General features: G+C 67.5%; 22 protein-coding genes and 2 tRNA genes. 20 read left to right on the top strand and 4 right to left on the bottom strand.

All coding sequences use genetic code 11. The features are described from left to right. The first annotated feature begins 248 nt into the window (after window positions 1–248). The 11 genes from ACIQCM_RS03030 to ACIQCM_RS02980 all read left to right on the top strand — a co-directional run bounded on the left by ACIQCM_RS03030 (window position 249) and on the right by ACIQCM_RS02980 (window position 11,401). Window positions 249–1,091, top strand: a complete 843-nt coding sequence (locus tag ACIQCM_RS03030) for a hypothetical protein (protein WP_400603360.1) — start codon at window positions 249–251, stop codon at window positions 1,089–1,091. A gap of 125 nt (window positions 1,092–1,216) precedes the next feature. Next, the gene (locus ACIQCM_RS03025; RefSeq protein WP_400603361.1) at window positions 1,217–2,266 is read left to right on the top strand and encodes a 3-isopropylmalate dehydrogenase; all 1,050 of its coding nucleotides are present in this window, start codon (window positions 1,217–1,219) and stop codon (window positions 2,264–2,266) included. 101 nt (window positions 2,267–2,367) lie between these two features. After that, the gene (locus ACIQCM_RS03020) at window positions 2,368–3,480 is read left to right on the top strand and encodes a branched-chain amino acid aminotransferase (protein ID WP_400603362.1); all 1,113 of its coding nucleotides are present in this window, start codon (window positions 2,368–2,370) and stop codon (window positions 3,478–3,480) included. A gap of 115 nt (window positions 3,481–3,595) precedes the next feature. After that, window positions 3,596–4,399 carry an MBL fold metallo-hydrolase gene (locus ACIQCM_RS03015; RefSeq protein ID WP_400603363.1) on the top strand — a complete coding sequence of 268 codons (804 nt, stop codon included), beginning with the start codon at window positions 3,596–3,598 and terminating at the stop codon, window positions 4,397–4,399. Window positions 4,400–4,404: 5 nt separating this feature from the next. After that, on the top strand, window positions 4,405–5,181 hold the full coding sequence (locus ACIQCM_RS03010; protein WP_400603364.1) for a fumarylacetoacetate hydrolase family protein: 777 nt from the start codon (window positions 4,405–4,407) through the stop codon (window positions 5,179–5,181). A 55-nt stretch (window positions 5,182–5,236) separates the two neighbouring features. Then, complete coding sequence (gene gltX, locus ACIQCM_RS03005) at window positions 5,237–6,751, top strand: glutamate--tRNA ligase (protein ID WP_400603365.1); 1,515 nt, start codon at window positions 5,237–5,239, stop codon at window positions 6,749–6,751. Then, window positions 6,751–7,488, top strand: a complete 738-nt coding sequence (locus ACIQCM_RS03000) for an HAD family hydrolase (RefSeq protein WP_400603366.1) — start codon at window positions 6,751–6,753, stop codon at window positions 7,486–7,488. Before gltX ends, ACIQCM_RS03000 begins: the two co-directional genes overlap by 1 nt. 151 nt (window positions 7,489–7,639) lie before the next feature. After that, a tRNA-Gln gene (locus ACIQCM_RS02995) sits at window positions 7,640–7,711 on the top strand. Between the two features lie 131 nt (window positions 7,712–7,842). After that, a tRNA-Glu gene (locus ACIQCM_RS02990) sits at window positions 7,843–7,918 on the top strand. A 166-nt stretch (window positions 7,919–8,084) separates the two neighbouring features. Continuing rightward, window positions 8,085–9,794 carry a dynamin family protein gene (locus ACIQCM_RS02985; protein ID WP_400604265.1) on the top strand — a complete coding sequence of 570 codons (1,710 nt, stop codon included), beginning with the start codon at window positions 8,085–8,087 and terminating at the stop codon, window positions 9,792–9,794. Further along, the gene (locus ACIQCM_RS02980) at window positions 9,791–11,401 is read left to right on the top strand and encodes a GTPase (RefSeq protein ID WP_400603367.1); all 1,611 of its coding nucleotides are present in this window, start codon (window positions 9,791–9,793) and stop codon (window positions 11,399–11,401) included. The genes ACIQCM_RS02985 and ACIQCM_RS02980 overlap by 4 nt, the downstream gene beginning before the upstream one ends. Here ACIQCM_RS02980 and ACIQCM_RS02975 read toward each other — a convergent pair. Together ACIQCM_RS02975 and ACIQCM_RS02970 are read right to left on the bottom strand one after the other, a co-directional pair. Further along, the gene (locus ACIQCM_RS02975; RefSeq protein WP_400603368.1) at window positions 11,373–11,933 is read right to left on the bottom strand and encodes a DUF1697 domain-containing protein; all 561 of its coding nucleotides are present in this window, start codon (window positions 11,931–11,933) and stop codon (window positions 11,373–11,375) included. The two genes, ACIQCM_RS02980 and ACIQCM_RS02975, sit on opposite strands and share 29 nt — an antisense overlap. Before the next feature lie 55 nt (window positions 11,934–11,988). Beyond that, window positions 11,989–12,708 (bottom strand): IclR family transcriptional regulator, encoded by a 720-nt coding sequence (locus tag ACIQCM_RS02970; protein WP_400603369.1) that lies wholly within the window; start codon window positions 12,706–12,708, stop codon window positions 11,989–11,991. Window positions 12,709–12,846: 138 nt separating this feature from the next. Between ACIQCM_RS02970 and leuC the strand changes: the two genes are divergently transcribed. From leuC to ACIQCM_RS02940, 6 genes are all read left to right on the top strand, one after another. Beyond that, entirely contained in the window at window positions 12,847–14,301 is a 1,455-nt protein-coding gene (gene leuC / locus ACIQCM_RS02965) for a 3-isopropylmalate dehydratase large subunit (RefSeq protein WP_400603370.1), read from the top strand. Window positions 14,302–14,310: 9 nt separating this feature from the next. Beyond that, a complete protein-coding gene (gene leuD / locus ACIQCM_RS02960) occupies window positions 14,311–14,913 on the top strand; it encodes a 3-isopropylmalate dehydratase small subunit (RefSeq protein WP_400603371.1) in 603 nt (200 codons plus the stop codon). Between the two features lie 172 nt (window positions 14,914–15,085). After that, window positions 15,086–16,411, top strand: a complete 1,326-nt coding sequence (gene murA, locus ACIQCM_RS02955; RefSeq protein WP_400603372.1) for a UDP-N-acetylglucosamine 1-carboxyvinyltransferase — start codon at window positions 15,086–15,088, stop codon at window positions 16,409–16,411. A gap of 10 nt (window positions 16,412–16,421) precedes the next feature. Beyond that, a complete protein-coding gene (locus ACIQCM_RS02950) occupies window positions 16,422–17,189 on the top strand; it encodes a lysophospholipid acyltransferase family protein (RefSeq protein WP_400603373.1) in 768 nt (255 codons plus the stop codon). Further along, window positions 17,186–18,238 carry an NAD(P)H-dependent glycerol-3-phosphate dehydrogenase gene (locus ACIQCM_RS02945; protein WP_400603374.1) on the top strand — a complete coding sequence of 351 codons (1,053 nt, stop codon included), beginning with the start codon at window positions 17,186–17,188 and terminating at the stop codon, window positions 18,236–18,238. Before ACIQCM_RS02950 ends, ACIQCM_RS02945 begins: the two co-directional genes overlap by 4 nt. A 1-nt stretch (window position 18,239) precedes the next feature. After that, on the top strand, window positions 18,240–19,388 hold the full coding sequence (locus tag ACIQCM_RS02940) for a D-alanine--D-alanine ligase family protein (protein WP_400603375.1): 1,149 nt from the start codon (window positions 18,240–18,242) through the stop codon (window positions 19,386–19,388). A gap of 16 nt (window positions 19,389–19,404) precedes the next feature. Here the strand turns inward: ACIQCM_RS02940 and ACIQCM_RS02935 are convergent, their stop codons facing one another. Together ACIQCM_RS02935 and ACIQCM_RS02930 are read right to left on the bottom strand one after the other, a co-directional pair. Next, window positions 19,405–20,382 (bottom strand): hypothetical protein, encoded by a 978-nt coding sequence (locus ACIQCM_RS02935; protein WP_400603376.1) that lies wholly within the window; start codon window positions 20,380–20,382, stop codon window positions 19,405–19,407. A gap of 127 nt (window positions 20,383–20,509) precedes the next feature. Beyond that, window positions 20,510–21,034, bottom strand: a complete 525-nt coding sequence (locus tag ACIQCM_RS02930; protein WP_400603377.1) for a DUF3515 domain-containing protein — start codon at window positions 21,032–21,034, stop codon at window positions 20,510–20,512. Between the two features lie 125 nt (window positions 21,035–21,159). Here ACIQCM_RS02930 and thiL point away from each other — a divergent pair, with 125 nt between their 5' ends. From thiL to ACIQCM_RS02915, 3 genes are read left to right on the top strand one after another with little or no spacing between them, the layout of a single operon-like run. Then, window positions 21,160–22,233, top strand: a complete 1,074-nt coding sequence (thiL, locus tag ACIQCM_RS02925) for a thiamine-phosphate kinase (RefSeq protein ID WP_400604266.1) — start codon at window positions 21,160–21,162, stop codon at window positions 22,231–22,233. Between the two features lie 22 nt (window positions 22,234–22,255). Then, window positions 22,256–23,248, top strand: a complete 993-nt coding sequence (locus tag ACIQCM_RS02920) for a DAK2 domain-containing protein (RefSeq protein WP_400603378.1) — start codon at window positions 22,256–22,258, stop codon at window positions 23,246–23,248. After that, on the top strand, window positions 23,238–25,538 hold the full coding sequence (locus tag ACIQCM_RS02915) for an ATP-dependent DNA helicase RecG (RefSeq protein ID WP_400603379.1): 2,301 nt from the start codon (window positions 23,238–23,240) through the stop codon (window positions 25,536–25,538). The genes ACIQCM_RS02920 and ACIQCM_RS02915 overlap by 11 nt, the downstream gene beginning before the upstream one ends. Window positions 25,539–25,570 lie beyond the last annotated feature (32 nt).

Raw genomic sequence — 25,570 nt, 5'->3', positions numbered from 1 at the left:
GGTGTCCCGGCAGAGCCTTTTTTTGAGTATCCGCCCCGCGCATTGCGTATCTGACCTGCGCCAATACAGGTAATCGCTACTCGGGACCAGCGGGTGCGGCGCTCCTACGCTCATTGGGTAAGCAACCGATGATTCAGCTGGGAGAACCATCACCCCGTTTTGCGATGGTGCTGTTTCCTTCAGTACGGGGCGGCCCCTTCTCCCTCTTGGCTGGTCGGCCTGGACCAAGAATTGGATGGAGAGGGAAAATGAGACGGATCCTTGCAGGGATGGGGGTCTTGAGCTTGGCCGCGCTGGCAACAACGGCGACTGCTACAGCCTCGCCACAAGACGCCGGCAGGACCATCACGATCTGCCACGCTACAGGTTCTGAACTCAACCCCTACATTGCGGTCACCATCAGCGTCGACGCAATCAACGGGCCGAACGACCATATGGGGTCCCACCACGACGAAGACATCATTCCGCCGAATGACGGCAGCGTTCTGCCGGGTGGGCGGAACCTGGACAAAATCGACTGGTGGGAAGCAGGGTGCAAAGATCCTGGCGGGGCGCCGGACCCTGTAGCGCCCGCTGATCCTGATCCGGTGGTGGTGCCTGGTCCGGATCCGGTGGTTGTGCCTGGTCCTGATCCGGTTGAGGGGGATCCGGTGGTGGTGCCTGGTCCTGATCCGGTTGAGGGGGATCCGGTGGTGGTGCCTGGTCCTGATCCGGTTGAGGGGGATCCGGTGGTGGTGCCTGACCCTGATCCGGTTGAGGGGGATCCGGTGGTGGTGCCTGACCCTGATCCGGTTGAGGGGGATCCGGTGGTTGTGCCGGACCCGGAAGACGAAAATGCTTCGGAGCCAGGCGAGAGACCTTCATCAGGACCGGTGACTGCTGGTGCCGTGGTGGCGCCGGGCAGTGTGGAAGCCGCATCGGGCACCGCGGCGGGCAGGAACCAGGGTTACAGCGTCCAGACGGCTGCGGCGGCTGCACCATCCGGGGCACCGCTGACCGCGGGACTGATCGCACTCTTCCTTTCCGCAGCAGTCGTGGCTGTCCGGATGATGCCAGGCGGGACCGGGCGGCACACCAGCAGCTATAAGTAGAGCCGACTGATGCGATAGGGACGGGGAGGCACCGCGCTGACAGCGTGGGTCCTCCCCGCTCTGTCAGGTTCTCGTATCTTGAGACAGGTTGACCAGCATATGGATCACTTGGCTACCCTGAAACGATGAGCGCTTCCATTGATCTTGCAGTCATTCCCGGCGACGGTATCGGCCCGGAGGTTATCGCCGAGGCGGTCAAAGTCCTGGAAAAGGCGGCCGCCGCGGAGGGCGTCGAACTCAAGCAGACCCGCTACAAGCTCGGCGCCGAGCACTGGATGGAGACGGGCGAGACCCTCCCGGACGAGGTACTGGCAGACCTCCGCACCCGCGATGCGATACTCTTCGGCGCGGTGGGCGCCGCCCCGGGCGATACCCGTATCCCCTCCGGCATCATTGAACGCGAGCTGCTGCTTAAGCTCCGCTTTAGTCTGGACCACTACGTCAACCTGAGGCCTTCCCGGCTCTACGGAACGGTGGGAAGCCCGCTGGCCAATCCCGGCACCATCGACTTCATTGTGGTCCGTGAGGGCACCGAAGGACCCTACGTGGGCAACGGCGGCACCCTGCGCGCCGGAACTCCCCACGAGGTGGCCACCGAAGTTTCGCTGAACACAGCCCATGGCGTGGAGCGGGTTGTCCGGGATGCTTTCCGCAGGGCCAGCGCGAGGGAGCGCAGGCACGTCACCCTGGTCCATAAGCACAACGTCCTTGTCTATGCCGGGCACCTGTGGAAGCGCACCGTGGAGGCCGTGGCAAAGGAGTTCCCGGAGGTCACCCACGACTACCTGCACGTGGACGCCGCCACTATCTTCATGGTCACCGACCCCTCACGATTCGATGTGATCGTCACCGACAATCTCTTTGGTGACATCCTTACCGACCTCGCCGCTGCAGTGACTGGCGGCATCGGCCTGGCCGCGTCCGGCAACATCAACATGGACCGGACCGCCCCCTCCATGTTCGAGCCGGTCCACGGATCGGCGCCGGACATTGCCGGCCAGGGCAAGGCGGATCCGACGGCGGCCATCCTGTCAGCGGCCCTCCTGCTGGATCACCTGGGCTACTCCTCGGCAGCCCGGAAGATCGAAGCGGCGGTGATTGCCGACGTCGAAAAGCGCGGCGGAGGCACGCGCACCACGGCCGAGGTGGGCGACGCGATAGCAGCCGGGCTGTAACGGCACGAGCGCGTGCGGCAACCGGCGTAAGCTTGTCTCGAATCACCAAATGCCGCCCGCCGTTCAGCGCTGAACCGCCGGCGGCCGATCGTGGAGGAACCATGACTCAGACTGCCCCTGGCGTCGAATTCACCCAGCTGCCTTCGGCCAACCCGAAGTCCGCCGAAGAGCGTGCAGCCATCCTGGCGAACCCGGGATTTGGCAACCACTTCACCGACCACACCGCAATCGTCGACTACAGCGTGGACGAGAACGGCAATGGCGGCTGGCACAATCCCCGGGTGGAAGCCTACGGCCCCATCACCCTTGACCCGTCGGCAGCTGTGCTGCACTACGGGCAGGAGATCTTCGAGGGCCTCAAGGCCTACCGGCACGCGGACGGCTCCATCTGGACCTTCCGGCCGGAAGCCAACGCGGCGCGGCTGAACAAGTCCGCGCGCCGGATCGCCCTGCCCGAGCTGCCCGCCGAATACTTCCTGGGCGCCATCCGCGAACTCGTCGCCGCAGACAGGGAATGGGTTCCGTCCGGCGACGGTGAAGCCCTGTACCTGCGTCCGTTCATGATCGCCACGGAGGCTTTCCTGGGTGTACGGGCTGCGCGTGAGGTTTCGTTCCGCGTCATCGCTTCGCCTGCCGGCAACTACTTCGGCGGCGAACTGAAGCCGGTGTCCATCTGGATCTCCCGTCAGTACGCCCGCGCCGGCCGTGGCGGCACCGGTGCGGCCAAGTGCGGCGGCAACTACGCGGCTTCGCTGATCGCGCAGCAGGAGGCCGAGGCCAACGGCTGCAAGCAGGTGCTCTTCCTGGACCAGTTCAACGACAACGCTGTGGAAGAGCTCGGCGGCATGAACGTCTTCTTCGTCATGAAAGACGGCTCGCTCGTCACGCCCGCGCTCAGCGGCACCATCCTCGAAGGCGTCACCCGCATGTCTGTCATCCAGGTAGCCAAGGACATGGGCCGGGAAGTCACTGAACGTAAGATCACCCTCGACGAGTGGCGCGACGGCGTGGCCTCCGGTGACATCACGGAAGTATTCGCCTGCGGGACCGCGGCCGTCATCACGCCCATCGGCGTGCTCAAGGACGCCACCGAGTTCATCGGCGCCGAAGACGCGAAGGCAGGGGAGACCACCATGGCCATCCGCGAACGCCTGTTGGGAATCCAGACCGGCACTTACCCGGACACCCACGGCTGGCTCACCCGCCTGGTCTAGCTGTCCCAGGCAACTCAAGCTATCCCAAGCAAAGCGGGGTCACTCCTGCCGCTTCCCGGTGGCCGGGACGGCCGAACGTGACCCCGCATTGCGTTAAGTTTCGGAGGATTGCCTGGTGAGCACTGCACCGACTCCGGCCCTGCAGCGGGCCACACTGTCCGCCGGCTACATCCTTGCACCGAACCCGGGCCCCATGAGCCTGGAGGGGACCAACTCCTATGTCCTGCGGGCTCCCGGACACCCCACAGCGGTGGTGGTGGACCCCGGCCCGGCGGATGAAACACATCTGCAGGCCCTTGCCGGAGCCGGCCCGGTGGAGCTCATCCTCATTACCCACCGCCACGCGGACCACACCGCGGGGTCAGCCCGGCTCCATGAACTCACCGGGGCCCCGGTCCGTGCCGCGGACCCTGAACATTGCCACGGCGGCGGCGCACCCCTGTCAGCGGGCGAACGCATCCGGGCCGCCGGGCTGGAGATCGCGGTGGTTCCCGCCCCCGGCCACACCTCGGATTCGGTGTGCTTCCATCTCCCCGCGGACGGCGCTGCGGGCGCCGTGCTGACCGGCGACACCATCCTGGGGCGCGGCACCACCATGCTGGACTATCCGGACGGAACGCTGGGCGACTACCTGGCCACGCTGATCCGCCTGGAGCAGCTGGGACCGGCGGCGGTCCTGCCCGCACACGGCCCGCCGCTGCCATCGCTTGAGGCCACGGCCCGGGACTACCTCAGGCACCGGCAGGAGCGTCTGGCGCAGATCCGCGGCGTCCTGAACCGGCTGGGCCGGGACGCGTCCGCGGGTGACGTCACCGACGCAGTGTATGCCGACGTCGGACCTTCAGTCAGGCGCGCGGCCGAAACGTCAGTTGCCGCCCAGCTCCACTACCTGCGCACCGAAAGCGGGACGGTAGGCTAGGAGCCATGCGTATTGCCAGGTTTGTAGTCGATTCCGATCCCCTCTACGGCATTGTGGAAGGTGAGCCGGGCAGTGAGGAAATCACTGTCATCCACGGCGATCCCTTCTTTAACGGCGTGGAGCGTACCTCCGTCCGCCACAAGCTGGAAGACGTCCGCCTGCTGGCGCCGATCATTCCGCGCAGCAAGGTAGTGGGCGTGGGCCGGAACTTCGTGGAACATGCCCGCGAGCTGGGCAATGAGGTGCCGGCGCAGCCGCTGCTCTTCCTGAAGCCGAACACATCCGTGGTGGGCCCGAACGATCCCGTGATCCTGCCCGAGTTCTCCGAGGAAGTCTCCTTCGAAGCCGAACTGTGCGTAGTCATCGGCCGGATCTGCAAGGACGTGCCCGAGGACCGCGTGGACGATGTGATCTTCGGCTACACCTGCGGCAACGACCTCACCGCCCGCGACGTCCAGAAGACCGACCTGCAGTGGGCCCGTGCCAAGGGATTCGACACCTCCGCGCCGCTGGGCCCCTGGATCGAAACGGACCTGGACACGGAGGACCTGCAGATCCAGGGCCGGCTCAACGGCGAACTGCGCCAGGACGGCAGCACCAGCCAGATGGTCCGGGGCGTCCGCGAAATCGTGTCCATCGTGTCGCAGGCGTTCACGCTGCTGCCCGGCGATGTCATCATGACCGGGACGCCGGCCGGCGTGGGCGTGGTCAACGCGGGAGACCGCTTCGAGGTCGAGATCGAGGGGATCGGGCGGCTGTCCAATCCGATCGTCCGCCGCTAGGGGCACCCGGCACGCGAAAGGGCGGAGGCGGCCAGGCGGTAAAGTTGGAGCCACTATGACTATCGCTTCCCCGTCGCCTGCTGCCTCCATCCCGCCCGTCACCGCGGAAACCCCCGTCCGCGTCCGGTTCTGCCCCTCGCCCACCGGCACCCCGCACGTCGGGCTGATCCGCACGGCGCTGTTCAACTGGGCATACGCCCGGCACACCAAGGGCACGCTCGTCTTCCGGATCGAGGACACCGACTCGGCGCGCGACAGCGAGGAAAGCTACCATCAGCTGCTGGACGCGCTGAAGTGGCTGGGCATCGACTGGGACGAGGGCGTGGAGGTAGGCGGTCCGCACGAGCCATACCGCCAGTCGCAGCGCGGCGGTATCTACCAGGACGTCATCAAGCGGCTGCATGAGGGCGGATTCATCTACGAGTCCTACTCCACCCCGGAGGAAATCGAAGCCCGGCACCGTGCCGCCGGCCGCGACCCCAAGCTCGGCTACGACGGCTTCGACCGGCACCTGACGGAGGAACAGCTCGCCCAGTTCAAGGCCGAAGGCCGCCAGGCGGTCCTTCGGCTTCGGATGCCGGACGAGGACATCACCTTCACCGACCTGGTCCGCGGCGAGATCACCTTCAAGGCGGGATCCGTGCAGGACTTCGCCGTGGTGCGCGCCAACGGCGCACCGCTGTACACGCTGGTCAACCCCGTGGATGATGCGCTGATGGGCATCACCCACGTCCTGCGGGGCGAGGACCTGCTCAGCTCGACTCCGCGCCAGATCGCCCTGTACCGGGCCTTGCATGCAGTTGGCGTGGCCCGGTACATGCCGGAGTTCGGCCACCTGCCCTACGTTATGGGCCAAGGCAACAAGAAGCTCTCCAAGCGGGACCCTGAATCCAGCCTGTTCCTGCACCGCGAGCGGGGCTTCATCCCCGAAGGCCTGCTCAACTACCTCTCGCTGCTGGGCTGGTCGCTCAGCGCGGACGAGGATATCTTCACCGTGGAACAGCTGGTGGAGCACTTCGACATCCATGATGTGCTGGGCAACCCTGCGCGTTTCGACCTGAAGAAGGCCGAGGCCATCAACGGCACGCACGTGCGCATGCTTGCGCCGAAAGTGTTCCGGGACCGGGTGGCCCACTATCTGCGTGAGGCGGGACTGGTGGGGGAAATCCTGACGGACCGGGAAGAGGAAATCGTCACCGAGGCCGCGCCGCTGATCCAGGAACGCATCACCCTTCTGGGCGAGGCCCCCGAGATGCTGGCGTTCCTGTTCAAAGCCGATGACGCGGTGGACATCGCCGATGACGCGCGGAAGGGTCTGCCTGCGAATCTTGGCGAGGTGCTCGATGCGGCGATCGCCGCCCTGGAGCCGCTGACGGACTGGACCGCCGAAAACCTGCAGTCCGCGCTGAAGCAGGCGCTCGTGGAGGATCTTGGCCTCAAGCCCCGGCTCGCCTTCGGCCCGGTCCGCACCGCGGTGTCCGGCCGCAGGATTTCACCGCCGCTGTTCGAGTCCATGGTGATCCTCGGCAAGGAGTCCTCGCTCACCCGGCTCCGCGCGTTCCGCGGCTGATGACTGCCACCCGCCAGGTTCCTGGCTCAGTGCTGCAGACCCCCTTCGGCGCGGTGCAGGGGGTCCTTTTCGACATCGATGACACGCTCGTTGATCTCGAATACGCCATGACCACGGCTCTCCGCGAGGTGAGCGAACACCTGCTGCCGGGTCTGGACCAGGCGGGGTGGGCCCGGTTTGGCCGGATTTTCACGCACGAAACCACGCACTACTATGACCGCTACCTGGCCGGCGAGCTGACGTTCAACGAGCAGCGGCTGCTGCGGGGCCGTGCGGCACTGGGGCATTTCGGCGTCGACCTCGGCGAGGGTGAGGAATCCCACCGCTGGCTTAGCGCCTACATGGAGAAGCAGCCCGCCTACGTCAAGCCGTTCCCGGACGTGCTCCCGTTCCTGGACCTGCTGGACGCCGCGGGTATCCCGTACGGCGCAGTGAGCAACAACGTGCATGACTACCAGCGCGCCAAGCTGGACGGCGCTGGCCTGGAACGGGTTCGGCGGCTCGTCGGGACGGACACCCTGGGAGTGGCCAAGCCGGACCCTGCCATCTACCTCGAAGGCGTCAGGCTGCTAGGCACCGAGCCCGGCGCAACGCTTTACGTCGGCGACAACCGCCTCCTGGACGCTGAAGGTTCGACGGCGGCCGGCCTGCTGGGCGTCTGGCTGAACCGGACGGGGGAGCCGGGGCAGGGGTACGACGGCGGAATGGTCACCTCCCTGCCCGGGCTTCTTGCCTAGGCTGGGGCACCCGGGTACGGCCTGTCAGCCCCTTCGGCGTCCTGAGGATTCCCCGATTTGTGCAAAGCCCAAAGTCTCGGGTAAAGTAATTTCTCGTGCTGAGGCGCACGGAGCGGGGCAAATGCCCTGAAAACCGGCCCGAAAGTGCCATTGGGATATGGTGTAATTGGCAACACTACGGTTTCTGGTACCGTCATTCTAGGTTCGAGTCCTGGTATCCCAGCGCTTGGTTAATCGCCACTATTTGGCTGAAAACCAGGACGGTCTCAACCGGTTCCGCCGATTTGAAACCAGAGCAAAATGTGTGAAACAATCACTGAGCTTGATCAGCGGAAACGCTGACAGAAAGTACACGGCCCCATCGTATAGCGGCCTAGTACGCCGCCCTCTCACGGCGGTAACGCGGGTTCGAATCCCGCTGGGGTCACCATCGAAATGGTCCCGGGCACACGCCCGGGGCCATTTTTGTTTCCCTGCCACTTCCGCCCCGTGCCGGGCTGAACTGGCATGATGAACGTGTGTCGTCTCAGAACGGGCCGGGCCCGCAACCCCAGCAGGAGCAGCAATCCCAGCCGGATCAACGGATCACGGCGGCGGTGGCGCTTCTTGAAGAAGTTCGCAGCGGCCTCCAGGCCATCGAACTTCCTCTGGCACTGCCGGGGGCGGAGTCAGCCAGGCGGGAGGCTGCCGCAGCGGCCGTCCAGCTGGACGATTACATCCTGCCCCGGTACCGCAGCCTCGACGCACCGCTGCTGGCCGTCGTCGGGGGTTCCACCGGTGCCGGCAAGTCCACCCTGGTCAATGCCCTGGTAGGCCATCCCGTCACCCGGTCAGGAGCCATTCGGCCCACTACCCGCCAGCCGATCCTCCTGCATCATCCGGCCGAAGGGAGCTGGTTCGAGGGCCAGCGGGTCCTGCCCGGGCTGAGCCGGATCCGTGGAAGCCTGGACAGCGCCCGGCTGCCCGGCGGGGACATTCCAGCAGAGGAGACCGCGGCCACCTCCCTGATCCTGCTGGCCGATCCTGCAGTTCCCGGCGGCGTCGCCATCCTCGACGCCCCCGATGTCGACTCGATCTCCGATGAGAACCGCCGGCTGGCCGGGCAGTTGCTGGCCGCAGCGGACCTGTGGATCTTCGTCACCACGGCCAACCGCTACGCGGATGCCGTGCCGTGGAAGCTGCTCCTTGACGCGGCGTCGCGGGACGTCATGGTCGCGGTCGTGCTGGACCGGGTCCCGCCAGGCGCCGAAGAGGAGGTCAGCGCCGACCTGCGCGGACTCCTGGACCGGGAAGGACTGGGCGGGGCGCAGCTGTTCATCGTCCAGGAAACCTCACTGGGTCCGGCCGGCATGCTGCAGCCGGAAGCGGTGCAGCCGCTCCGGGCGTGGCTGGAGGACCTGGCCGCGGACGCCGTCGGCCGTTCCGACGTGGCCCGGCGCACCCTTAATGGGGCGGTCCGCGCGCTGGCTGAAAGGGTGGCGGGCGTGGCCGGGGCGCTGGAGCAGCAGCAGAGTGCTGCCGGGAGCCTCAAAAGAGATGCCGTGGCGGCCTATGGTGATGCCGTCCGGCGCATCACGGAGGCGACCAGGGACGGCGCATTGCTCCGCGGCGAAGTGCTGGCCCGCTGGCAGGATTTCGTTGGCACCGGGGAGTTCTTCCGGGCGCTCGAGCAGAACGTTGGCCGGTTCCGCGACCGCCTCGGTGCCTTTTTCCGCGGGGAACCGGCGCCCGCGGTGAAGGTGGAAGCCGCTATCGAAACGGGTCTGCAGGCGGTCATCCTTGACGAGGCGGCAACCGCGGCGGAAGAGACGGACCAGCGCTGGCGTTCGGATCCGGCCGGCCGGAGCCTGCTGGGCACGGACGACCTCTCGGGCACAAGCCCCGGGTTTGCCGACCGCGCCGCGGCCGAGATCCGCGACTGGCAGGCGGGACTGATGGAACTGATCCGCACGGAGGGGCAGGGAAAACGTACCCAGGCGCGCTGGCTGTCGTTCGGTGTCAATGGGCTCGGCGCTGCGCTCATGATCGTCGTGTTCTCGATGACCGCAGGCCTCACCGGGCTGGAAATCGGCATTGCGGGCGGGACTGCCGTGGTGGGTCAGCGGCTCCTCGAGGCTGTCTTCGGCGAAGACGCCGTCCGCAGGATGGCGGCGACGGCCCGGCAGGACCTGGCGGTCCGCTGCCGCCGGCTGCTGGACGAGGAACAGCAGAAGTTCCTCGTCCGCCTGCCGGCCGCCGACCCCGCCGCGGCCGGCGACCTCACGGCGCAATCGGCGGCGCTCGCACGCCTGGGTGGCGCGGCGTGAGCCGGCACAGCGGGGCCAGGGAGGCCACCCGCCTGGACCGTCGCCTGGAGGCGCTGAACGACGCCCGTGAACTTGCCGGGGGCGTGCTGCCGGACGAGGCGCTGGATGGCGTCCTCGGGGTGCTGGAACGCGCCAGTTCACGGCGCTCGCTTTCCGCAGACCACACGGTGGTGGGATTTTTCGGCGCCACCGGAAGCGGAAAATCTTCACTTTTCAATGCCGTCAGCGGGGCGGAAATTGCGACGGCGGCCGCCCGGCGCCCCACGACGTCGGAACCTTTGGCGGGGGTCTGGGGTGCTGCCGGCAGTGAACCCCTGCTGGACTGGCTGGACGTACGCAAACGTCACCATGCGGCACCCGTGGACGGCTTTGCTGACGAGGACACCGGGCTCATTCTGCTGGACCTGCCGGACTTCGATTCAACACGGGAAGCCAACCGCGAAGTGGTCCGGCGCATGGTGGGCCTCGTGGATGTGCTGGTGTGGGTGCTGGACCCGCAAAAATATGCGGACGCAGCGGTGCACAAGGACTTTTTGGCCCCGCTTGCATCCCACGGAGCGGTGACCATGGTGGTCCTGAACCAGGTGGACCGCCTGCCGGAGCATGATGTCCGGCCGGTCCTGGAGTCCCTGCACGGCATCCTGGCCCGGGACGGGCTTTCCAGGGTGCATGTCATGGCAGCTTCGGCGCTGACCGGAACGGGGATCCATGACGTCCGGGCGGCCATCCGGAGGGCCGCCGTGCAACGAAAGGCGCAGGCCCAGCGGCTCGCGGCGGACGTCACCAAGGCCGCGGAACTGCTGGGGGAGGCCTCCGGCGAAGGCGAAGCTGCCGGGATCAAAGCCGCCTCCAGGTCCCGCCTCGCAGATGAGCTGGCGACGGCGGCCAACGTCCCGGTAGTCGTCCGTGCGGTGGCCGACTCCTACCGCCTGGAAGCCACCAGGCGGACCGGGTGGCCGGTGACGCGCTGGCTGTCCCGCTTCAGGCCGGATCCCCTGCGCCGGCTTAACCTCCGCAGCAACGCGCCGGCAGAGCTTAACCGGACTTCGCTTCCGGCAGCCGGCGCACCGGAGCGCGCCAGGGCGGACGCCGCCGTGCGCCACTTCGCCGACGCCGCCGGCGCCGGCGCCCCGGGTCCGTGGCGGGCCGCCATCCGCGGCGCCGCCAGGGAGGGCAGGGAACGCCTGCCGGATGCACTGGACCAGGCCATCGCGGGAGCGGACCTCGCCGCCAACCGCAGGTCCTGGTGGTGGCAGGTCTTCAATGTGGTGCAGTGGGCGGCGCTGCTGACCGTTCTGGGCGGCCTGGGCTGGCTCGGTGTCCTCGCCGGACTCGGGTACCTGCAGCTGCCCGTCCCGGAAGTGCCGCGGGTGGAGGGCTGGCCCGTGCCTACCCTGATGATCGCCTTTGGGGTGGTCCTGGGCGTCGTCCTTGCCATCCTCGGGCGCTTCATCGCCGGTGCAGCCGCGCGTTCGCGTGCCCGAAAGGCCCGACGGCGGCTGCACGCCGCCGTCGCAAAGGTCGCCGGCGAGCTGGTGGTGGAACCCGTTGACGCCGAGGTGCGGCGGCTTGAAGCGTTTAACGCTGCACTGAAGGCGGCGAAGTAAGCGCTGCCGCGGCATCGCGGACTTTGATGAGGGTCCGCAGGTTGCGGGTGGTGGTGGCGGCTTTGTACTTCGCCTTGGCTGACAGCTTGCTGAATGGGCTGTCCAGGGTCCCGCCGGCCGGTGCCAGCCACGCCAGCGCCTCGGGGCCCAACCGCTGCAGGCCGGCACCGTCAAAGGCAGAGCCGGCGGTCTCAAGCTGGTCCAGCACGGCCGGGTCGGAGGAGAGCGTGACGTAGGTGTGGGTACCCTTGTCGTCCGCCGGGTAGGGGCAGGCGGCCACCAGTTCGGCTGTGCGCTCCGCGTCCAGTACCACCACCCAGGCTTCGTAGCCAAAGGCGCTGCGCAGGCACTTTTCGCATTCCTGTTTGACGCGGCGGGCACCCAGGCGGCTGGTCAGGACCGCGTTGCCGGTGGCCAGGACGGTTTTCGCGTCCGCAAAACCGCAGCCTTGCAGCGCCTGGCGGAGGTCTGCCATTTTAATGTTGATGCCGCCCACATTGATGCCGCGGAGGAACACTGCATAGCTGCCCATGCCATCAGCGTAGCGCCATGTCCGGACTGCCCTGCCAATGCGTTGGAGGTGGCAGTCAGTCGTTGTTCTTGCGCAGCGCTTCGGTAAGGATGCGTCCGGCGTTGCACACCACTTCGGCATGGAGCCGGCCAGGCTGCCGGGTCAGGCGCTCGATCGGGCCGGAGATCGACACGGCGGCGATCACGCGGCCGGAAGGCCCGCGCACCGGTGCAGAGACGGAGGCGACCCCCGGCTCGCGTTCGCCAAGGCTCTGTGCCCAGCCCCGCCGTCGTACGCCGGCCAGGACGGTGGGCGTAAAGCGCGCGGCCTGGAGGCCCTCGAGGAGGCGGTCGTGGTCCTCCCAGGCGAGCAGGACCTGGGCCGCGGAGCCGGCCTTCATTGACAGCTGGGTGCCCACGGGGATGGTGTCGCGCAGGCCAATGGGGCGCTCCGCGGACGCAACGCACACCCGCCAGTCGCCTTGGCGGCGGAAGATCTGGGCACTCTCGCCGGTGGCGTCGCGCAACTGCATGAGGACAGGGCCGGCGGACGCGATAAGGCGGTCCTCACCGGCAGCGGAGGCCAGTTCGACGAGTCGGCTGCCCAGGACGAAGCGGCCCTGGATGTCGCGGCTGACCAGGCGGTGGTGGACCAGTGCGAGGGCGAGGCGGTGGACAGTGGGCCGGGCGAGTCCGGTTGCCGCCACGAGTTGCGCGAGGGTCGTCGGTCCGGCCTCAAGCGCATCCAGCACCTGGGCCGCTTTATCAATGACGCCGACTCCACTAGAATTGTCCATGTAATGATATTGCCGTCTCAATATCTGAGATGCAAATCTTTTGGCTGGCGCAGCGCGGAGCCGCCCTGCTTCAGTAGGACTAACCAAACGGAACCCGGTCTACGGGACTCCGTTCAAACGCGGGGAAGGGAGCTGGCCATGGCAAAGACATTGGCCGAGAAGGTCTGGGACGCGCACGTGGTGCGCAAAGGCGACGGCGATGGAGCCAACGCACAGCCTGACCTTCTCTTCATCGACCTGCACCTGGTCCACGAAGTAACGTCCCCGCAGGCCTTCGAAGGACTGCGGCTGGCGGGACGCCCGCTGCGGCGCCCGGACCTCACCATTGCCACGGAGGACCATAACACTCCGACACTGGATATTGACAAGCCGATCGCGGACATCACCAGCCGCACCCAGATCCAGACGCTGCGCAACAACTGCGCGGAGTTCGGCGTCCGGCTCCACCCCCTCGGGGACGCCGAGCAGGGCATCGTCCACGTGGTGGGCCCGCAGCTTGGCCTCACCCAGCCCGGCATGACAGTTGTCTGCGGCGATTCGCACACCTCCACCCACGGCGCGTTCGGCGCGCTGGCGATGGGCATCGGCACCTCCGAGGTGGAGCACGTCATGGCCACCCAGACCCTGTCCCTGAAGCCGTTCAAGACCATGGCCATCAACGTGGAGGGCACTCTGCGCCCGGGAGTCACGGCCAAGGACATCATCCTGGCCGTCATCGCCAAGATCGGTACGGGCGGCGGGCAGGGCTACGTCCTGGAATACCGCGGCTCGGCCATCCGCGCGCTGTCCATGGAGGCCCGGATGACCATCTGCAACATGTCCATCGAGGCCGGCGCCCGCGCCGGCATGGTGGCGCCGGACGAGACCACGTACGCATACATGAAGGGCCGTCCGCACGCCCCCGAAGGGGCTGAGTGGGACGCCGCCGTCGAATACTGGAACACCCTAAGGACCGACGACGACGCGCTCTTCGACGCGCAGGTGGACCTCGACGCCGACACGCTGGAACCGTTCGTCACCTGGGGAACCAACCCCGGCCAGGGCGTTTCGCTGTCCCAGTCAGTGCCGTCACCGTCGGACTTCGGCGATGAGAACGCGAAGGCTGCTGCCGAGCGCGCCCTGCAGTACATGGGGCTGGAGGCCGGCACGCCCATGAAGGACATCCGGGTTGACACCGTATTCCTGGGCTCCTGCACCAACTCCCGCATCGAGGACCTGCGCGCCGCCGCGGACATCATCCGGGGCCGGCAGAAGGACCCGCAGGTGCGCATGCTGGTGGTTCCCGGTTCGGCCCGGGTCCGGCTCGAAGCCGAGGCCGAAGGACTGGACCGGGTGTTCAAGGATTTCGGTGCGGAGTGGCGGTTTGCCGGCTGTTCCATGTGCCTGGGAATGAACCCGGACCAGCTGGAACCGGGGGAGCGCTGCGCATCCACGTCCAACCGCAACTTCGAAGGACGCCAGGGCAAGGGCGGCCGCACCCACCTGGTTTCGCCGGTGGTGGCCGCGGCGACAGCAGTCCGCGGAACGCTGAGCTCACCGTCGGACCTTGAACCGGCCCCCGAACCCGCCGCCCTCCGTACCGACGCAGCCTAGGACACAGCCATGGAAAAATTCACCACCCACACCGGCATCGGCGTCCCGCTGCGCCAGAGCAACGTCGACACGGACCAGATCATCCCCGCGGTGTACCTCAAGCGCATCACCCGCACCGGCTTTGAGGACGCACTGTTCTCCGCCTGGCGGAAGGACCCGTCCTTCATCCTCAACCAGGCACCGTTCAGCTCCGGGTCCATCCTGGTGGCCGGGCCCGACTTCGGCACCGGTTCGTCCCGCGAGCACGCCGTCTGGGCGTTGAAGGACTACGGCTTCAAGGCGGTCCTGTCCTCCCGGTTCGCCGATATCTTCCGCGGAAACTCCGGAAAGCAGGGGCTGCTCGCCGCCCAGGTTGCCCAGGACGACATCGAGCTGATCTGGAAGGAACTCGAAAACGCGCCCGGAACCGAGATCACGGTGGACCTGGCGTCCAAGACGGTGGTGTGCGGAAACATCGTGGCCCCCTTCGAGATTGACGACTACACGCGGTGGCGGCTGCTCGAAGGCCTGGACGACATCGGACTGACCCTGCAGCATGAGGCGGATATCACGGCCTATGAGGCGCGCCGGCCGTCTTTCCTGCCGACCACCCTGCCGGCCCGCCATTCCTGAGCCTGTCCCGGCTTCGCCTGGCCGGACCGGGCGCGGGACAGCGGAGGCATGGCGCGTACCGCCACGGCCACCCGCGGTCGGTGCTTATTTCGGTTCGGTAACGTGACCTCCTATGCTTGGTTGGAGCCTTTGCAAGGATCTTGGGGGCGAGTCATCGTTAGGAAACCGGTAAATGAGTAGTGTTCTGACAATCCGCGGCGGCGTTCCGCTGGCCGGCCGCGTGAGTGTCCGCGGAGCGAAGAATCTTGTCCCCAAGGCGATGGTCGCAGCCTTGCTGGGCAACGAGCCCTCCGTGCTGCGCAACGTCCCCGAGATCAAGGACGTGGAAGTGGTCACGTCCCTCCTCCAGCTGCACGGTGTGACCGTCGCCAAGGATCCCGCCACGGGTGACCTCACCCTGGACCCAAAGAACGCCAAGACGGCTTCCAGCACGGCCATCGACGCGCACGCGGGCGACTCCCGGATTCCCATCCTGCTCTGCGGACCGCTGATCCACGCGATCGGCGAAGCATTCATCCCGGACCTGGGCGGCTGCAAGATCGGCGACCGGCCCATTGACTACCACCTGGACGTACTGCGCCAGTTTGGGGCCGTCGTCGAAAAGCGCCCCGGCGGCATTCACATTTCCGCCCCCAAGGGCCTGCACGGCGCAAAGATTTCCCTGCCCTACCCGTCCGTCGGCGCCACCGAGCAGGTGCTGCTGAGTGCCACCCGCGCGGAAGGCATCACCGAACTCTCCGGCGCCGCCACCGAGCCCGAAATCATCGACCTCATCGCCGTCCTGCAGAAGATGGGCGCCATCATCAGCGTGCAGACGGACCGCACCATCCGCATCGAGGGCGTCCGGGACCTGGGCGGCTACAACCACCGTGCGCTCTCGGACCGGAACGAATCGGCGTCGTGGGCGTCGGCCGCCCTGGTGACCCGCGGCGACATCTTCGTCGAGGGCGCGTCCCAGCGCGACATGATGACCTTCCTGAATACCTACCGCAAGGTGGGAGGCGGCATGGACATCGGCGAGGACGGCATCCGTTTCTACCACCGCGGCGGCAAGCTGAACCCCCTGGTCCTGGAAACAGATGTGCACCCCGGCTTCATGACCGACTGGCAGCAGCCCCTGGTCGTGGCACTGACCCAGGCCGAAGGCGTGTCCATCGTCCACGAAACGGTGTACGAAAACCGGTTCGGCTTCACCGACGCCCTCATCCGGATGGGCGCCAGCATCCAGGTGCACCGCGAATGCCTGGGCAGCGTGCCGTGCCGCTTCGGGCAGCGCAACTTCCTGCACTCGGCGGTCATCTCAGGACCCACCCAGCTCAAGGGCACCGACATCGACGTTCCCGACCTCCGCGGCGGCTTCAGCCACCTCATAGCCGCACTCGCGGCCACCGGCACGTCACGCGTCACCGGCATCGACATCATCAACCGCGGCTACGAACGGTTCACCGAGAAGCTGGCCGGACTCGGTGCCGACTTCGACATCTCGACCAGGAAGTAACGGTGCAGCTGTGAAGGAATCGGCCAAGAGCAGGGCCACGTTCGTGTTTATCGCCAGCGTGGTCCGCCCCCTGATGAACCTGCTGATGAGCAAGGAGTGGTCAGGAACCGAGAAGCTGCCCGCCGGCGGTTTCATCGCTGCCCCCAACCACTGCACGGAACTTGATCCGCTGGTGGTCGGCCATATGCTTTACAACCACAAGCGGGCACCGCACTTCCTGGCCAAGGCCTCGCTGTTCAAGGTCCCGGGGCTGGGCCCGCTTTTGCGCGCCACCAAGCAAATCCCGGTGGAGCGTTCGACGGCGGGGGCGAACCGGTCGCTGCAGGTGGCCCAGGAAGTGGTGGCCGAGGGCGGCGCGATCATCATCTACCCCGAGGGCACCCTGACGCGGGATCCGGACATGTGGCCCATGAAGGGGCATACCGGCGCGGCCAGGCTGGCGCTGGAAGGCGGGATCCCGGTCGTCCCCATCGCACATTGGGGCGCGCACGAGGTCCTGCCGCGTTACGGCAAGAAACTGCACCTCTTCCCGAGGAAGAAATCCCGCGTGGTGGTGGGCGATCCCGTGGACTTCAGCGCCTTCGCGGACAAGCCCCTGGACAAGGCCACGCTCACCGCCGCCACGGACGCCATCATGGACGCGATCACCGAACTGCTGGCGGGGCTGCGCACCGAAGAGCCTCCGGCTGAACGCTGGGATCCGTCCCGCAAGCGGGGTCCCGCCGGACGCACCGTGGGACGCGGGGAACGGCCCGGCCCGGGGACAGGGGCCCAGTGAACCCGGAACAGGCCGCCCAGGGCTCTGCCCGCTCCGCGGCCGTTTTGGGGGCCGGTTCGTGGGGAACAACCTTCGCCAAGATCCTCGCTGACGCAGCCCAGGCCTCCGGTGAAGAACGCGCCATCAGGCTGTGGGGCCGGCGTCCGGAGGTCGTCGGGCAGATCAATACGGCGCACGTCAACACCCAGTACCTGAAGGACGTGGCACTGCCTGCGTCGATTACGGCGTCCACTGACGTGCGCGAAGTCCTGGCCGGTGCGGACCTGGTTGTCCTTGCCGTTCCCGCCCAGTCCCTTCGCGCGCAGCTGCGGTCGTGGAAGGACTTCATTGCTCCGGACGCCGTCGTGGTCTCGCTGATGAAGGGCCTGGAACTGGATACGGATGCCCGGATGAGTGAGGTCATCGCTGCCGAGCTGGGCCTGCCTGCACACCGGATCGCCATTGTGTCGGGACCCAACCTGGCCATGGAGATCGCCCGCGAGGAGCCCACCGCATCCGTAGTGGCATGCACCGACCCGGCCGTGGCCGGGTGGATCGCCAGGAGCTGCACCGCGCCATATTTCCGCCCGTACACCACCACCGACACCGTCGGCGTGGAGATTGGCGGCATCGTGAAGAACGTCATTGCGCTGGCGGTGGGCATTTGCGAGGGCAAGCAGATGGGGGACAACACCAAGGCCTCGGTCATCACCCGGGGCCTGGCCGAAACATCCCGCCTCGCCCTGGCACTGGGGGGAGAAGCCAAGACGATGGCAGGGCTGGCGGGACTGGGCGACCTCGTGGCCACCTGTTCCTCGCCGCTTTCCCGCAACCACACTGCCGGCCGCCTGCTGGGCCAGGGCCTCACCCTGGAGGAAGTGGGGCGGCAAATGACGCAGACCGCGGAAGGCATCAAGTCCGGCCAGGCTGTCCATGAGCTGGCCGGCAAGCTGGGGGTGGACATGCCCATCACCGCCGCCGTGGTGGCCGTCCTGGCCGGAAAACTGTCCGTAGACCAACTGGGGCCCGCCTTGCTGTCCCGGGAACTGAAACCTGAAGGCGATTACTGACATGTCCCATCACCAACTGCCGGCGGAGGAACCAGGCCGCCGGACAAAGCCCCGTGTCGCCGTTCTTTTCGGCGGCCGCTCCAGTGAGCATGCGGTCAGCTGCGTAACGGCGGCCGGCGTACTTGGCGCGATCAACCGGGACAAGTACGAGGTCATCCCCATCGGGATCGCAAAGTCCGGCCAGTGGGTGCTGGCCTCCGGTGACACCGCCGAGTGGTCCCTGGCGTCGGCGTCGCTGCCCGAAGTGGAGGCATCGGACCGCACGGTGACCCTCGCGGAAATCGGCGGCGAACACCAGCTCATCGTGGCGGCGCCCAACGAGGTTCCGCAGGAGCTCGGTACCGTGGACGTGGTCTTCCCGCTGCTGCACGGGCCCTTCGGCGAGGACGGCACCATCCAAGGGCTGCTGGAGCTTTCCGACACCCGGTATGTGGGCGCCGGGGTCCTGGCTTCCGCCGTCGGCATGGACAAGCACTACATGAAGGTGGTTTTCGAGGCCGCCGGGCTCCAGGTTGGTCCCTACGTCGCCGTCACAGACCGGCAGTGGCGCAACGATCCTGAGTCTGTCCGCAAGCAGGTGGACCGACTCGGCTTCCCGGTCTTCGTCAAGCCCGCCCGGGCCGGTTCCTCGATGGGCATCTCCAAGGTGGACTCGTTGGCGGACCTTGACGCCGCCATCGGGGAAGCACGCCGGCACGACCTCAAGCTGGTCATCGAGGCCGGAATCGTGGGCCGTGAAATCGAGTGCGCGGTCCTGGAAGGACGGGGGACCGACGCCCCCCGGACATCCATGCCGGGCGAGATCTCTGTGGCCGGCGGCGGCCACGAGTTCTACGACTTCACCGCCAAGTACGTCGAGGATGGCGCAGCGGCGCTCAGCTGCCCGGCAGATATTCCCGAAGAAGCCATTGCCCGGGTCCGGGAGCTTGCCGCAGCCGCGTTCGACGCCGTGGGGGCTGAAGGCCTGAGCCGGGTGGACTTCTTCTACACGGCCAGTGGCGACCTGATCATCAACGAGATCAACACCATGCCGGGATTCACGCCCAAGAGCATGTACCCGCAGATGTGGGCGGCCTCCGGGCTGGACTACGCAGAACTGATCGACGAACTGATCTACCTGGCGCTGAACCGGAAAACCGGCCTGCGCTGACCCCCGCCGGCGAGGGCTACGGCCGCGCGTCCCGGATGAGCTCACGGGCAGTGACAATATCCGGGTGAAGTCGTAGGGACCTCTCGTGTTCGTCGACGTGGGCCACCACGCGCGCCGCCTGATCGGTCAGGCCCCACTGCGCGAACAGCCGCGCGTACGTCGGTCGATGGTTCGGCACCGGCACCCTCGTTGGGTCGCCGCCTACCCAGGCAGCGAACTCAGCGCGGCCGCGTGTCAGGCTGAGAACGGGCAACACCTCGTCGTGCAATAACCGAGTCAGCGCGTCGACGGTCGGTGCGACCCAGTGGTAGGCGGGCTGGCCGCAGTGCACCGGCGCCACGCGGTCGGGGCTCGAGGGGACGTCCCGGCCAAAACCGGGCACGTGCGTGCCGGACATCACCCACACGAGTCCGGCATAGCTGGTGCCGTCGCCGGAGGTGCCTGCGCCGGGTGCGAGCGCGATGGATTGGACGAAACCCTCGCTGCCTTCACGGTAGAAGTACCGCGGCCCAGTCGGAGTGTTCGCGAATCCCGCCTGCCCGAGCAGCGGCAGCACCCCGGACGCCAGCCTGTCGACCGTATCGATCGAAAGCACATCGGTGGGTGCGGGCTCCCGGGGGGATCGGTTTACCTCAACGACAGCACGGATCACCGCAGCCTTCACGTCAGCGATAGCCAGCTTCGTCCGCAGGTAGACAACCTCGCGATCCTCGGCCAGGATGTCCTCGACGCCCGGCTGGTCCGCCAGCGCCTGGTCCAGGCCGTCGTCGTAGGCGTCGCAGTAGGAGCTGATCTCGTCGTCAAACCAAACCACCGTGTTGAAGCCGTCAATGTCGTCGGAGTCGTGCACGTCAATCCACTGCGGCAGCTCCTCGATCCTCGGCACGACGTCCGGGTGGCGCGGAATCAGCGGCCTGCCCGCTGCAGATGCGGCGATCGCCGCAGCGACGGGGTCGTTTGAGGTGGCCGGCCGTCGACCACCGTTCCTGCTCACACGCCAACGCATCGTTTGCCCTCGCATCCGCACAGATTCGGGCTGCCGCCCATCCTGCGCGCAATATTGTCGACAACAGTGACTTCTGTCAACGACCCGCGGTCGCCCCTAAGTGCTGTGCCTGGCGCTACTGGCTGTCCGGCAGGTTCTGCAGTTCCTCCTGGCCGATGCAGCTCCGCTCAGCCGGAACCTTGCCGGTGGCGTTGGCCAGTTCCGCCAGCACCGTGGCTGAGCTGATCTTGTCCGGGTCCATCAGGATTTCGGTTGCCGGGGTCCTGCCGTAGGTTGTCAGGGTCCACACGGGGTCGCCTTCCTTGAGCAGCCAGTCGATCCCGTTCACGGTGACGCATCGGTCTGTGGTGGGTCCGGGAACGTTCACCCCGCAGCGCAGGATTACGAGGGACGGCTCGCCCCAGGCCGCTGTGGCCTGGCTGTTCGTCTGGCGCAGTTCGGCGTCGCCGAGGGAATCGGGCAGCGCCACCATCATCGGCGCGCATGCCGGGTTCGCGGCGTCCGCGGCGGCCGGAACATCCACAGCGGGGGAGCAGGCGGCCAGGGACAGACCCCCGGCCAATGCCGCAGCGGTCCCCAAAGCCCTCACGGAAGTCCTTCCGCGCAGGAGGGACACGGAAATTTGGGGGACGGCTCGCATGAGTCCATCATCCCGGTTCCGCCAAGGCGGCGCCAATTCTCCCGGGCGGCCGGAGCTGATCCTCCGAGGCCGGAGTCCCCGGTGTCGGAGGCTGGCTGTAGCGTAGGAGCGTGCCTGAAAAACCTATGAGCCGCGCCGACGCTCCCCGTTCCGAGGCGGGGTCCGCGGAAGCCCTGGCGGACTCTGCCCTGACGGTTGACCAACTCTCGGAGACGGAGCTCCTTGCCAGGATCTTCCCGCGCCTCGACCTCGCCGGCACCCACACGGAGGCAACGCTGCTGGGGCCCGGGGATGACGCGGCCATCATCGCTGCTCCGGACGGCCGGACTGTCATCAGCATCGACACCCAGGTCCAGGACCAGGACTTCCGCCTAGAGTGGCCCAACGGCTACCGCACCACCGGTTTCGACGTGGGCTGGAAAGCGGCGGCACAGAACCTGAGCGACATCAACGCGATGGGCGCCGTGGCCACGTCCCTGGTGGTCAGCCTCACCCTGCCCCCGGACACTCCGGTCGCGTGGGTGGAGGACCTGGCCGACGGCCTGGTGGCAGCGGTACGCGAACTGGGCGCCGGGCGCTGCTCCGTCGCTGGCGGCGACCTTGGGCGGGGCCGGGAAATTTCGGTTACGGCCGCCGTGCTGGGAACGCTCGACGGCGGCCGCCCGGTGATGCGCTCCGGCGCGCAGCCGGGGGACACCGTCGCCCTGGCAGGCACAGCCGGGCATGCCGCCGCGGGCCTGGCGCTGCTGGAATCGGACCCCGCGGACGCGAAGCCCGGCCCTTCCCGGCAGGTCTTTCCCGAACTCCAAAGCAGGCCCCGGCCTCCGCTGGCTGCCGGCCCGGCGGCCCGAGAGGCCGGCGCCACCGCCATGATGGATGTGTCCGACGGGCTCCTGCGCGACGGGATGCGCCTGGCCAAGGCGGGCGGCGTGGTCGTGGACCTTGATCCCGGGGCACTCTCCGCTTTGGCCCGTGTGCTTGCTCCTGCGGCTGAAATCCTTGGAACGGATCCCATGGAGTGGGTGCTGGGCGGCGGCGAGGACCATGGACTGCTGGCCACCTTCCCGGCCGGTGTTCAGCTGCCGGAGGGATTCGCTGCGATAGGCTCGATACAAGCACCCGGGCGTATGGACGGCCCGGGCGTGACGATAGCGGGCCGGCCCGCCGGCACCCGGGGATGGGATCATTTTGCACACTAAGGTAACCGCCAACGCGCAAGCGATGAAGCGGTGGTTGGGCAAGGCTGAGACGGCACTGGGCAACCACAGCGACCGGCTCAACGCCATCAACATTTTCCCGGTGGCGGACGGCGACACCGGCACCAACCTGTACCTGACCGTCCGGGCGGCCGCCAGATCGCTCGCCTGCGACGATGCCACGGCCGCGCAGGCCGACGTGGGCGAGGTCCTGGCCGTTGCCGGGCGGGCCGCCATGGAGGAAGCCCGCGGAAACTCCGGAACGCTGTTCTCCGTCTTCCTCTCCGCAGCCGCCGAACCGCTCGCCGGGCACACCCGGCTGACCTCCACCCTGCTCGCCGCAGCCCTGAACAGGGCCCAGATCCGCGCCTGGTCCGCCCTTAGCGATCCCGTGCCGGGAACCATGCTCTCTGTCATGGAGGCCGCGGCGCGCGCTGCCGCCGCCGTCGACGCCGGACAGAACGGCGACGACAGCAACCATGCCCTGGGCCTGGCACTGGACGCCGCCGTGGAAGGCGCGCTGGCCGCCGTCGTACATACCGAGGACCAGCTGGCCGCGCTCGCCAGCGCCCACGTGGTGGATGCCGGCGGGGTGGGCATGCTCCTGATCCTGGACTGCCTGCGCTCGGCGGTGCTGGGAGAGGAACTCCAGGGCGAACTGCTGGACGGCCTTCACGGCTACGACGTCCAGGACCCCCACATCCACACGGACATGCCGGACGACGATGGAGTGGAAGTCATGTGCACCATCAGCCTGTCGCCGCTGAACGCCGCGACCCTCCGGCAGCGGCTCGACGAAATTGGTGAGTCCGTGATCATGAGCCAGGTGGGCTCCGGCGCGGACCACGACGGGAACTACCGGTGGCGGGTGCACGTCCACGTCCCGGAGGCGGAACCCGCCGTGGAAACCATTCGGTCCCTCGGTGATCCGGACCACATCAGTGTCAGTGAACTTGCCCTGCCCCGGGATCCGGTGGCGGGCCCGGTGGACTCCCTTGCCAACGGGCATGACCGCTGAACTGGACCTGGCGCTGGAACGGCGCATCGGCAACCGTTCCGCGGCTGTCATTGAGAAGCAGCTGGGCATCTCCACGGTCGGCGGGCTGCTCACGTACTTTCCCCGGCGCTACCTGACCCGCGGCGAACTGACGCCGATCAACGAGATTCCCCGCGACGAGGAAGTCACCCTCATTGCCCGGGTGCTCTCCAGCAATACCAGGAAGATGGTGCAGCGGAAGGGCTCCATCACGGACGTGGTTGTCTCTGACGACGACGGCCAGGCCGGGCTTCGGCTTGTGGGCGGCACCGACTACCGCGGAAAAGTCCCGGGCACCCTGAAAATCAGTTTCTTCAACGGCTTCCGGGCCAGGAACGACCTCCTGCCGGGGCGGCGGGCGCTGTTCTCGGGCAAGGTCACCAGCTTCAAGGGGGCGCTGGGCCTGACCAACCCGGATTACCTGGTCCTTGACGAGGACCCCTTCATGGCCGGCGGCGGAGACGCCGAAAAACTGGCAGCCATGCCCATCCCGGTCTATCCGGCCACGGCCAAACTGCCCAGCTGGAAAATCCAGAAGGCCGTGGAGGCTCTGCTGGACACGATGGAGCTCGATGCCCTGCCGGACCCGCTGCCCGCCGATGTCACGGCCAGGGAGGGGTTCATGCCGCTCGGGGATGCCTACCGGCTGATCCATGCCCCGAAGTCCGCTGACGACTGGAAGCGTTCCCGCCAGCGGCTGCGCTACCACGAGGCCCTGGTGCTCCAGTCCGCCCTGGCCCGCCGCCGGGCCCAGATCGCCGCGGAGGAAGCCACCGCGCGGAAGCCCGTTCCAGACGGGCTCGTGGCGGCATTCGACGCGAATCTGCCTTTCACGCTCACGGCCGGCCAGGCAGCAGTGGGCGAAACCTTCGCTGCCGAACTGGGCCGGGATTCACCCATGAACCGCCTCCTCCAAGGCGAAGTGGGCTCCGGCAAGACCGTGGTTGCGCTTCGGGCCATGCTCCAGGTGGTGGATGCCGGCGGACAGGCGGCCCTCCTGGCCCCCACTGAGGTCCTGGCGGCCCAGCACTACGAGTCCATTCGCCGCACGCTCGGTCCGCTTTCAGGCGACGGGCTGCTCGGCGGGCTCGGCAGCGGCCCTGCAGTGCAGGTCACGCTGCTGACCGGATCCATGCCCACCGCAGCCCGCAAGCAGGCCATGCTCGACGCAGCCTCGGGCACGGCAGGCATCGTCATCGGCACCCACGCCCTGCTGAGCGATAACGTCTCCTTCTACGACCTCGGCCTGATCGTGGTGGATGAGCAGCACCGGTTCGGCGTGGAGCAGCGCGACGCCCTTCGGGCCAAGGCCCGCAAGCCGCCCCACCTGCTGGTCATGACCGCCACGCCGATTCCGCGCACGGTGGCCATGACCGTGTTCGGCGACCTTGAAACCTCCGTGCTGGACGAGCTTCCCGCCGGCCGCGCCGGGATCACCACCCACGTCGTGGGCCTTGCCGAGAACCCCGGCTGGGCCGGACGCATCTGGTCGCGCTCACGGGAAGAGATTGATGCCGGCCACCAGGTGTACGTGGTGTGCCCCAAGATCGGAACGGACGACGACGGCGACTTCAGCCCCGGGGAAGCGGCACCCGGCGAAGCGGAACCGGTGAACCTGGGGCCGGGAGAGGCTGACCTGGACACCGGCCCCGTCCGGGAGCTCGCCTCGGTGACGGCCGTCGTCGAACATCTTGCGCAGGAGCCGGCCCTCAAAGGGGTGCCGCTGGCCCCGCTGCATGGCCGGCAGGACCCTGCGGTGAAGTCCGCCGCGATGGCGGACTTCACCGCCAACCGCATCAAGGTCCTGGTGTCCACCACGGTGATCGAGGTGGGCGTGGACGTGCACAACGCCACTCTGATGGTCATCCTCGACGCCGACCGGTTCGGTATCTCCCAACTGCACCAGCTGCGCGGCCGGGTGGGCCGCGGCGGGCTGCCCGGCACCTGCCTGCTTGTTACCGCCCTGGAACCCGGGCATCCGAGCCGTCGGCGGCTGGACGCTGTTGCGGCCACCACGGACGGGTTCGAGCTGTCCCAGGAGGACCTCAAGCTGCGGCGCGAAGGCGACATCCTGGGCGCCTCCCAGTCCGGCGGGCGGTCGACGCTGAAGCTGCTGCGGGTCCTGGAACACGAGGATGTGATCGCCCGGGCCCGCGATGACGCGCACCGGATCGTCGCGATTGATCCGGACCTCACGGCGCATCCGGCGCTCGCGGACGCCATCGACAAGTACCTCAACCCCGAGAAGGAGGCGTTCCTTGAACGCGGTTAATACGGTTCCGGCCGTCGACGCCGGCCGTGCGG

This window comes from Pseudarthrobacter sp. NPDC092439, from assembly GCF_044754945.1.
Classification (GTDB): domain Bacteria; phylum Actinomycetota; class Actinomycetes; order Actinomycetales; family Micrococcaceae; genus Arthrobacter.
This window is presented reverse-complemented; position numbering and strand designations above follow the sequence as displayed.

What these genes read in the sequence shown, in the direction of transcription:
- ACIQCM_RS03030 (WP_400603360.1), top strand. Translation starts at nt 249, where the DNA reads ATGAGACGGATCCTTGCAGGGATGGGGGTCTTGAGCTTGGCCGCGCTG.
- ACIQCM_RS03025 (WP_400603361.1), top strand. Translation starts at nt 1,217, where the DNA reads ATGAGCGCTTCCATTGATCTTGCAGTCATTCCCGGCGACGGTATCGGC.
- ACIQCM_RS03020 (WP_400603362.1), top strand. Translation starts at nt 2,368, where the DNA reads ATGACTCAGACTGCCCCTGGCGTCGAATTCACCCAGCTGCCTTCGGCC.
- ACIQCM_RS03010 (WP_400603364.1), top strand. Translation starts at nt 4,405, where the DNA reads ATGCGTATTGCCAGGTTTGTAGTCGATTCCGATCCCCTCTACGGCATT.
- gltX (WP_400603365.1), top strand. Translation starts at nt 5,237, where the DNA reads ATGACTATCGCTTCCCCGTCGCCTGCTGCCTCCATCCCGCCCGTCACC.
- ACIQCM_RS03000 (WP_400603366.1), top strand. Translation starts at nt 6,751, where the DNA reads ATGACTGCCACCCGCCAGGTTCCTGGCTCAGTGCTGCAGACCCCCTTC.
- ACIQCM_RS02975 (WP_400603368.1), bottom strand. Translation starts at nt 11,933, where the DNA reads ATGGGCAGCTATGCAGTGTTCCTCCGCGGCATCAATGTGGGCGGCATC.
- ACIQCM_RS02970 (WP_400603369.1), bottom strand. Translation starts at nt 12,708, where the DNA reads ATGGACAATTCTAGTGGAGTCGGCGTCATTGATAAAGCGGCCCAGGTG.
- leuC (WP_400603370.1), top strand. Translation starts at nt 12,847, where the DNA reads ATGGCAAAGACATTGGCCGAGAAGGTCTGGGACGCGCACGTGGTGCGC.
- leuD (WP_400603371.1), top strand. Translation starts at nt 14,311, where the DNA reads ATGGAAAAATTCACCACCCACACCGGCATCGGCGTCCCGCTGCGCCAG.
- murA (WP_400603372.1), top strand. Translation starts at nt 15,086, where the DNA reads ATGAGTAGTGTTCTGACAATCCGCGGCGGCGTTCCGCTGGCCGGCCGC.
- ACIQCM_RS02940 (WP_400603375.1), top strand. Translation starts at nt 18,240, where the DNA reads ATGTCCCATCACCAACTGCCGGCGGAGGAACCAGGCCGCCGGACAAAG.
- ACIQCM_RS02930 (WP_400603377.1), bottom strand. Translation starts at nt 21,034, where the DNA reads ATGCGAGCCGTCCCCCAAATTTCCGTGTCCCTCCTGCGCGGAAGGACT.
- thiL (WP_400604266.1), top strand. Translation starts at nt 21,160, where the DNA reads ATGAGCCGCGCCGACGCTCCCCGTTCCGAGGCGGGGTCCGCGGAAGCC.
- ACIQCM_RS02920 (WP_400603378.1), top strand. Translation starts at nt 22,256, where the DNA reads ATGAAGCGGTGGTTGGGCAAGGCTGAGACGGCACTGGGCAACCACAGC.
- ACIQCM_RS02915 (WP_400603379.1), top strand. Translation starts at nt 23,238, where the DNA reads ATGACCGCTGAACTGGACCTGGCGCTGGAACGGCGCATCGGCAACCGT.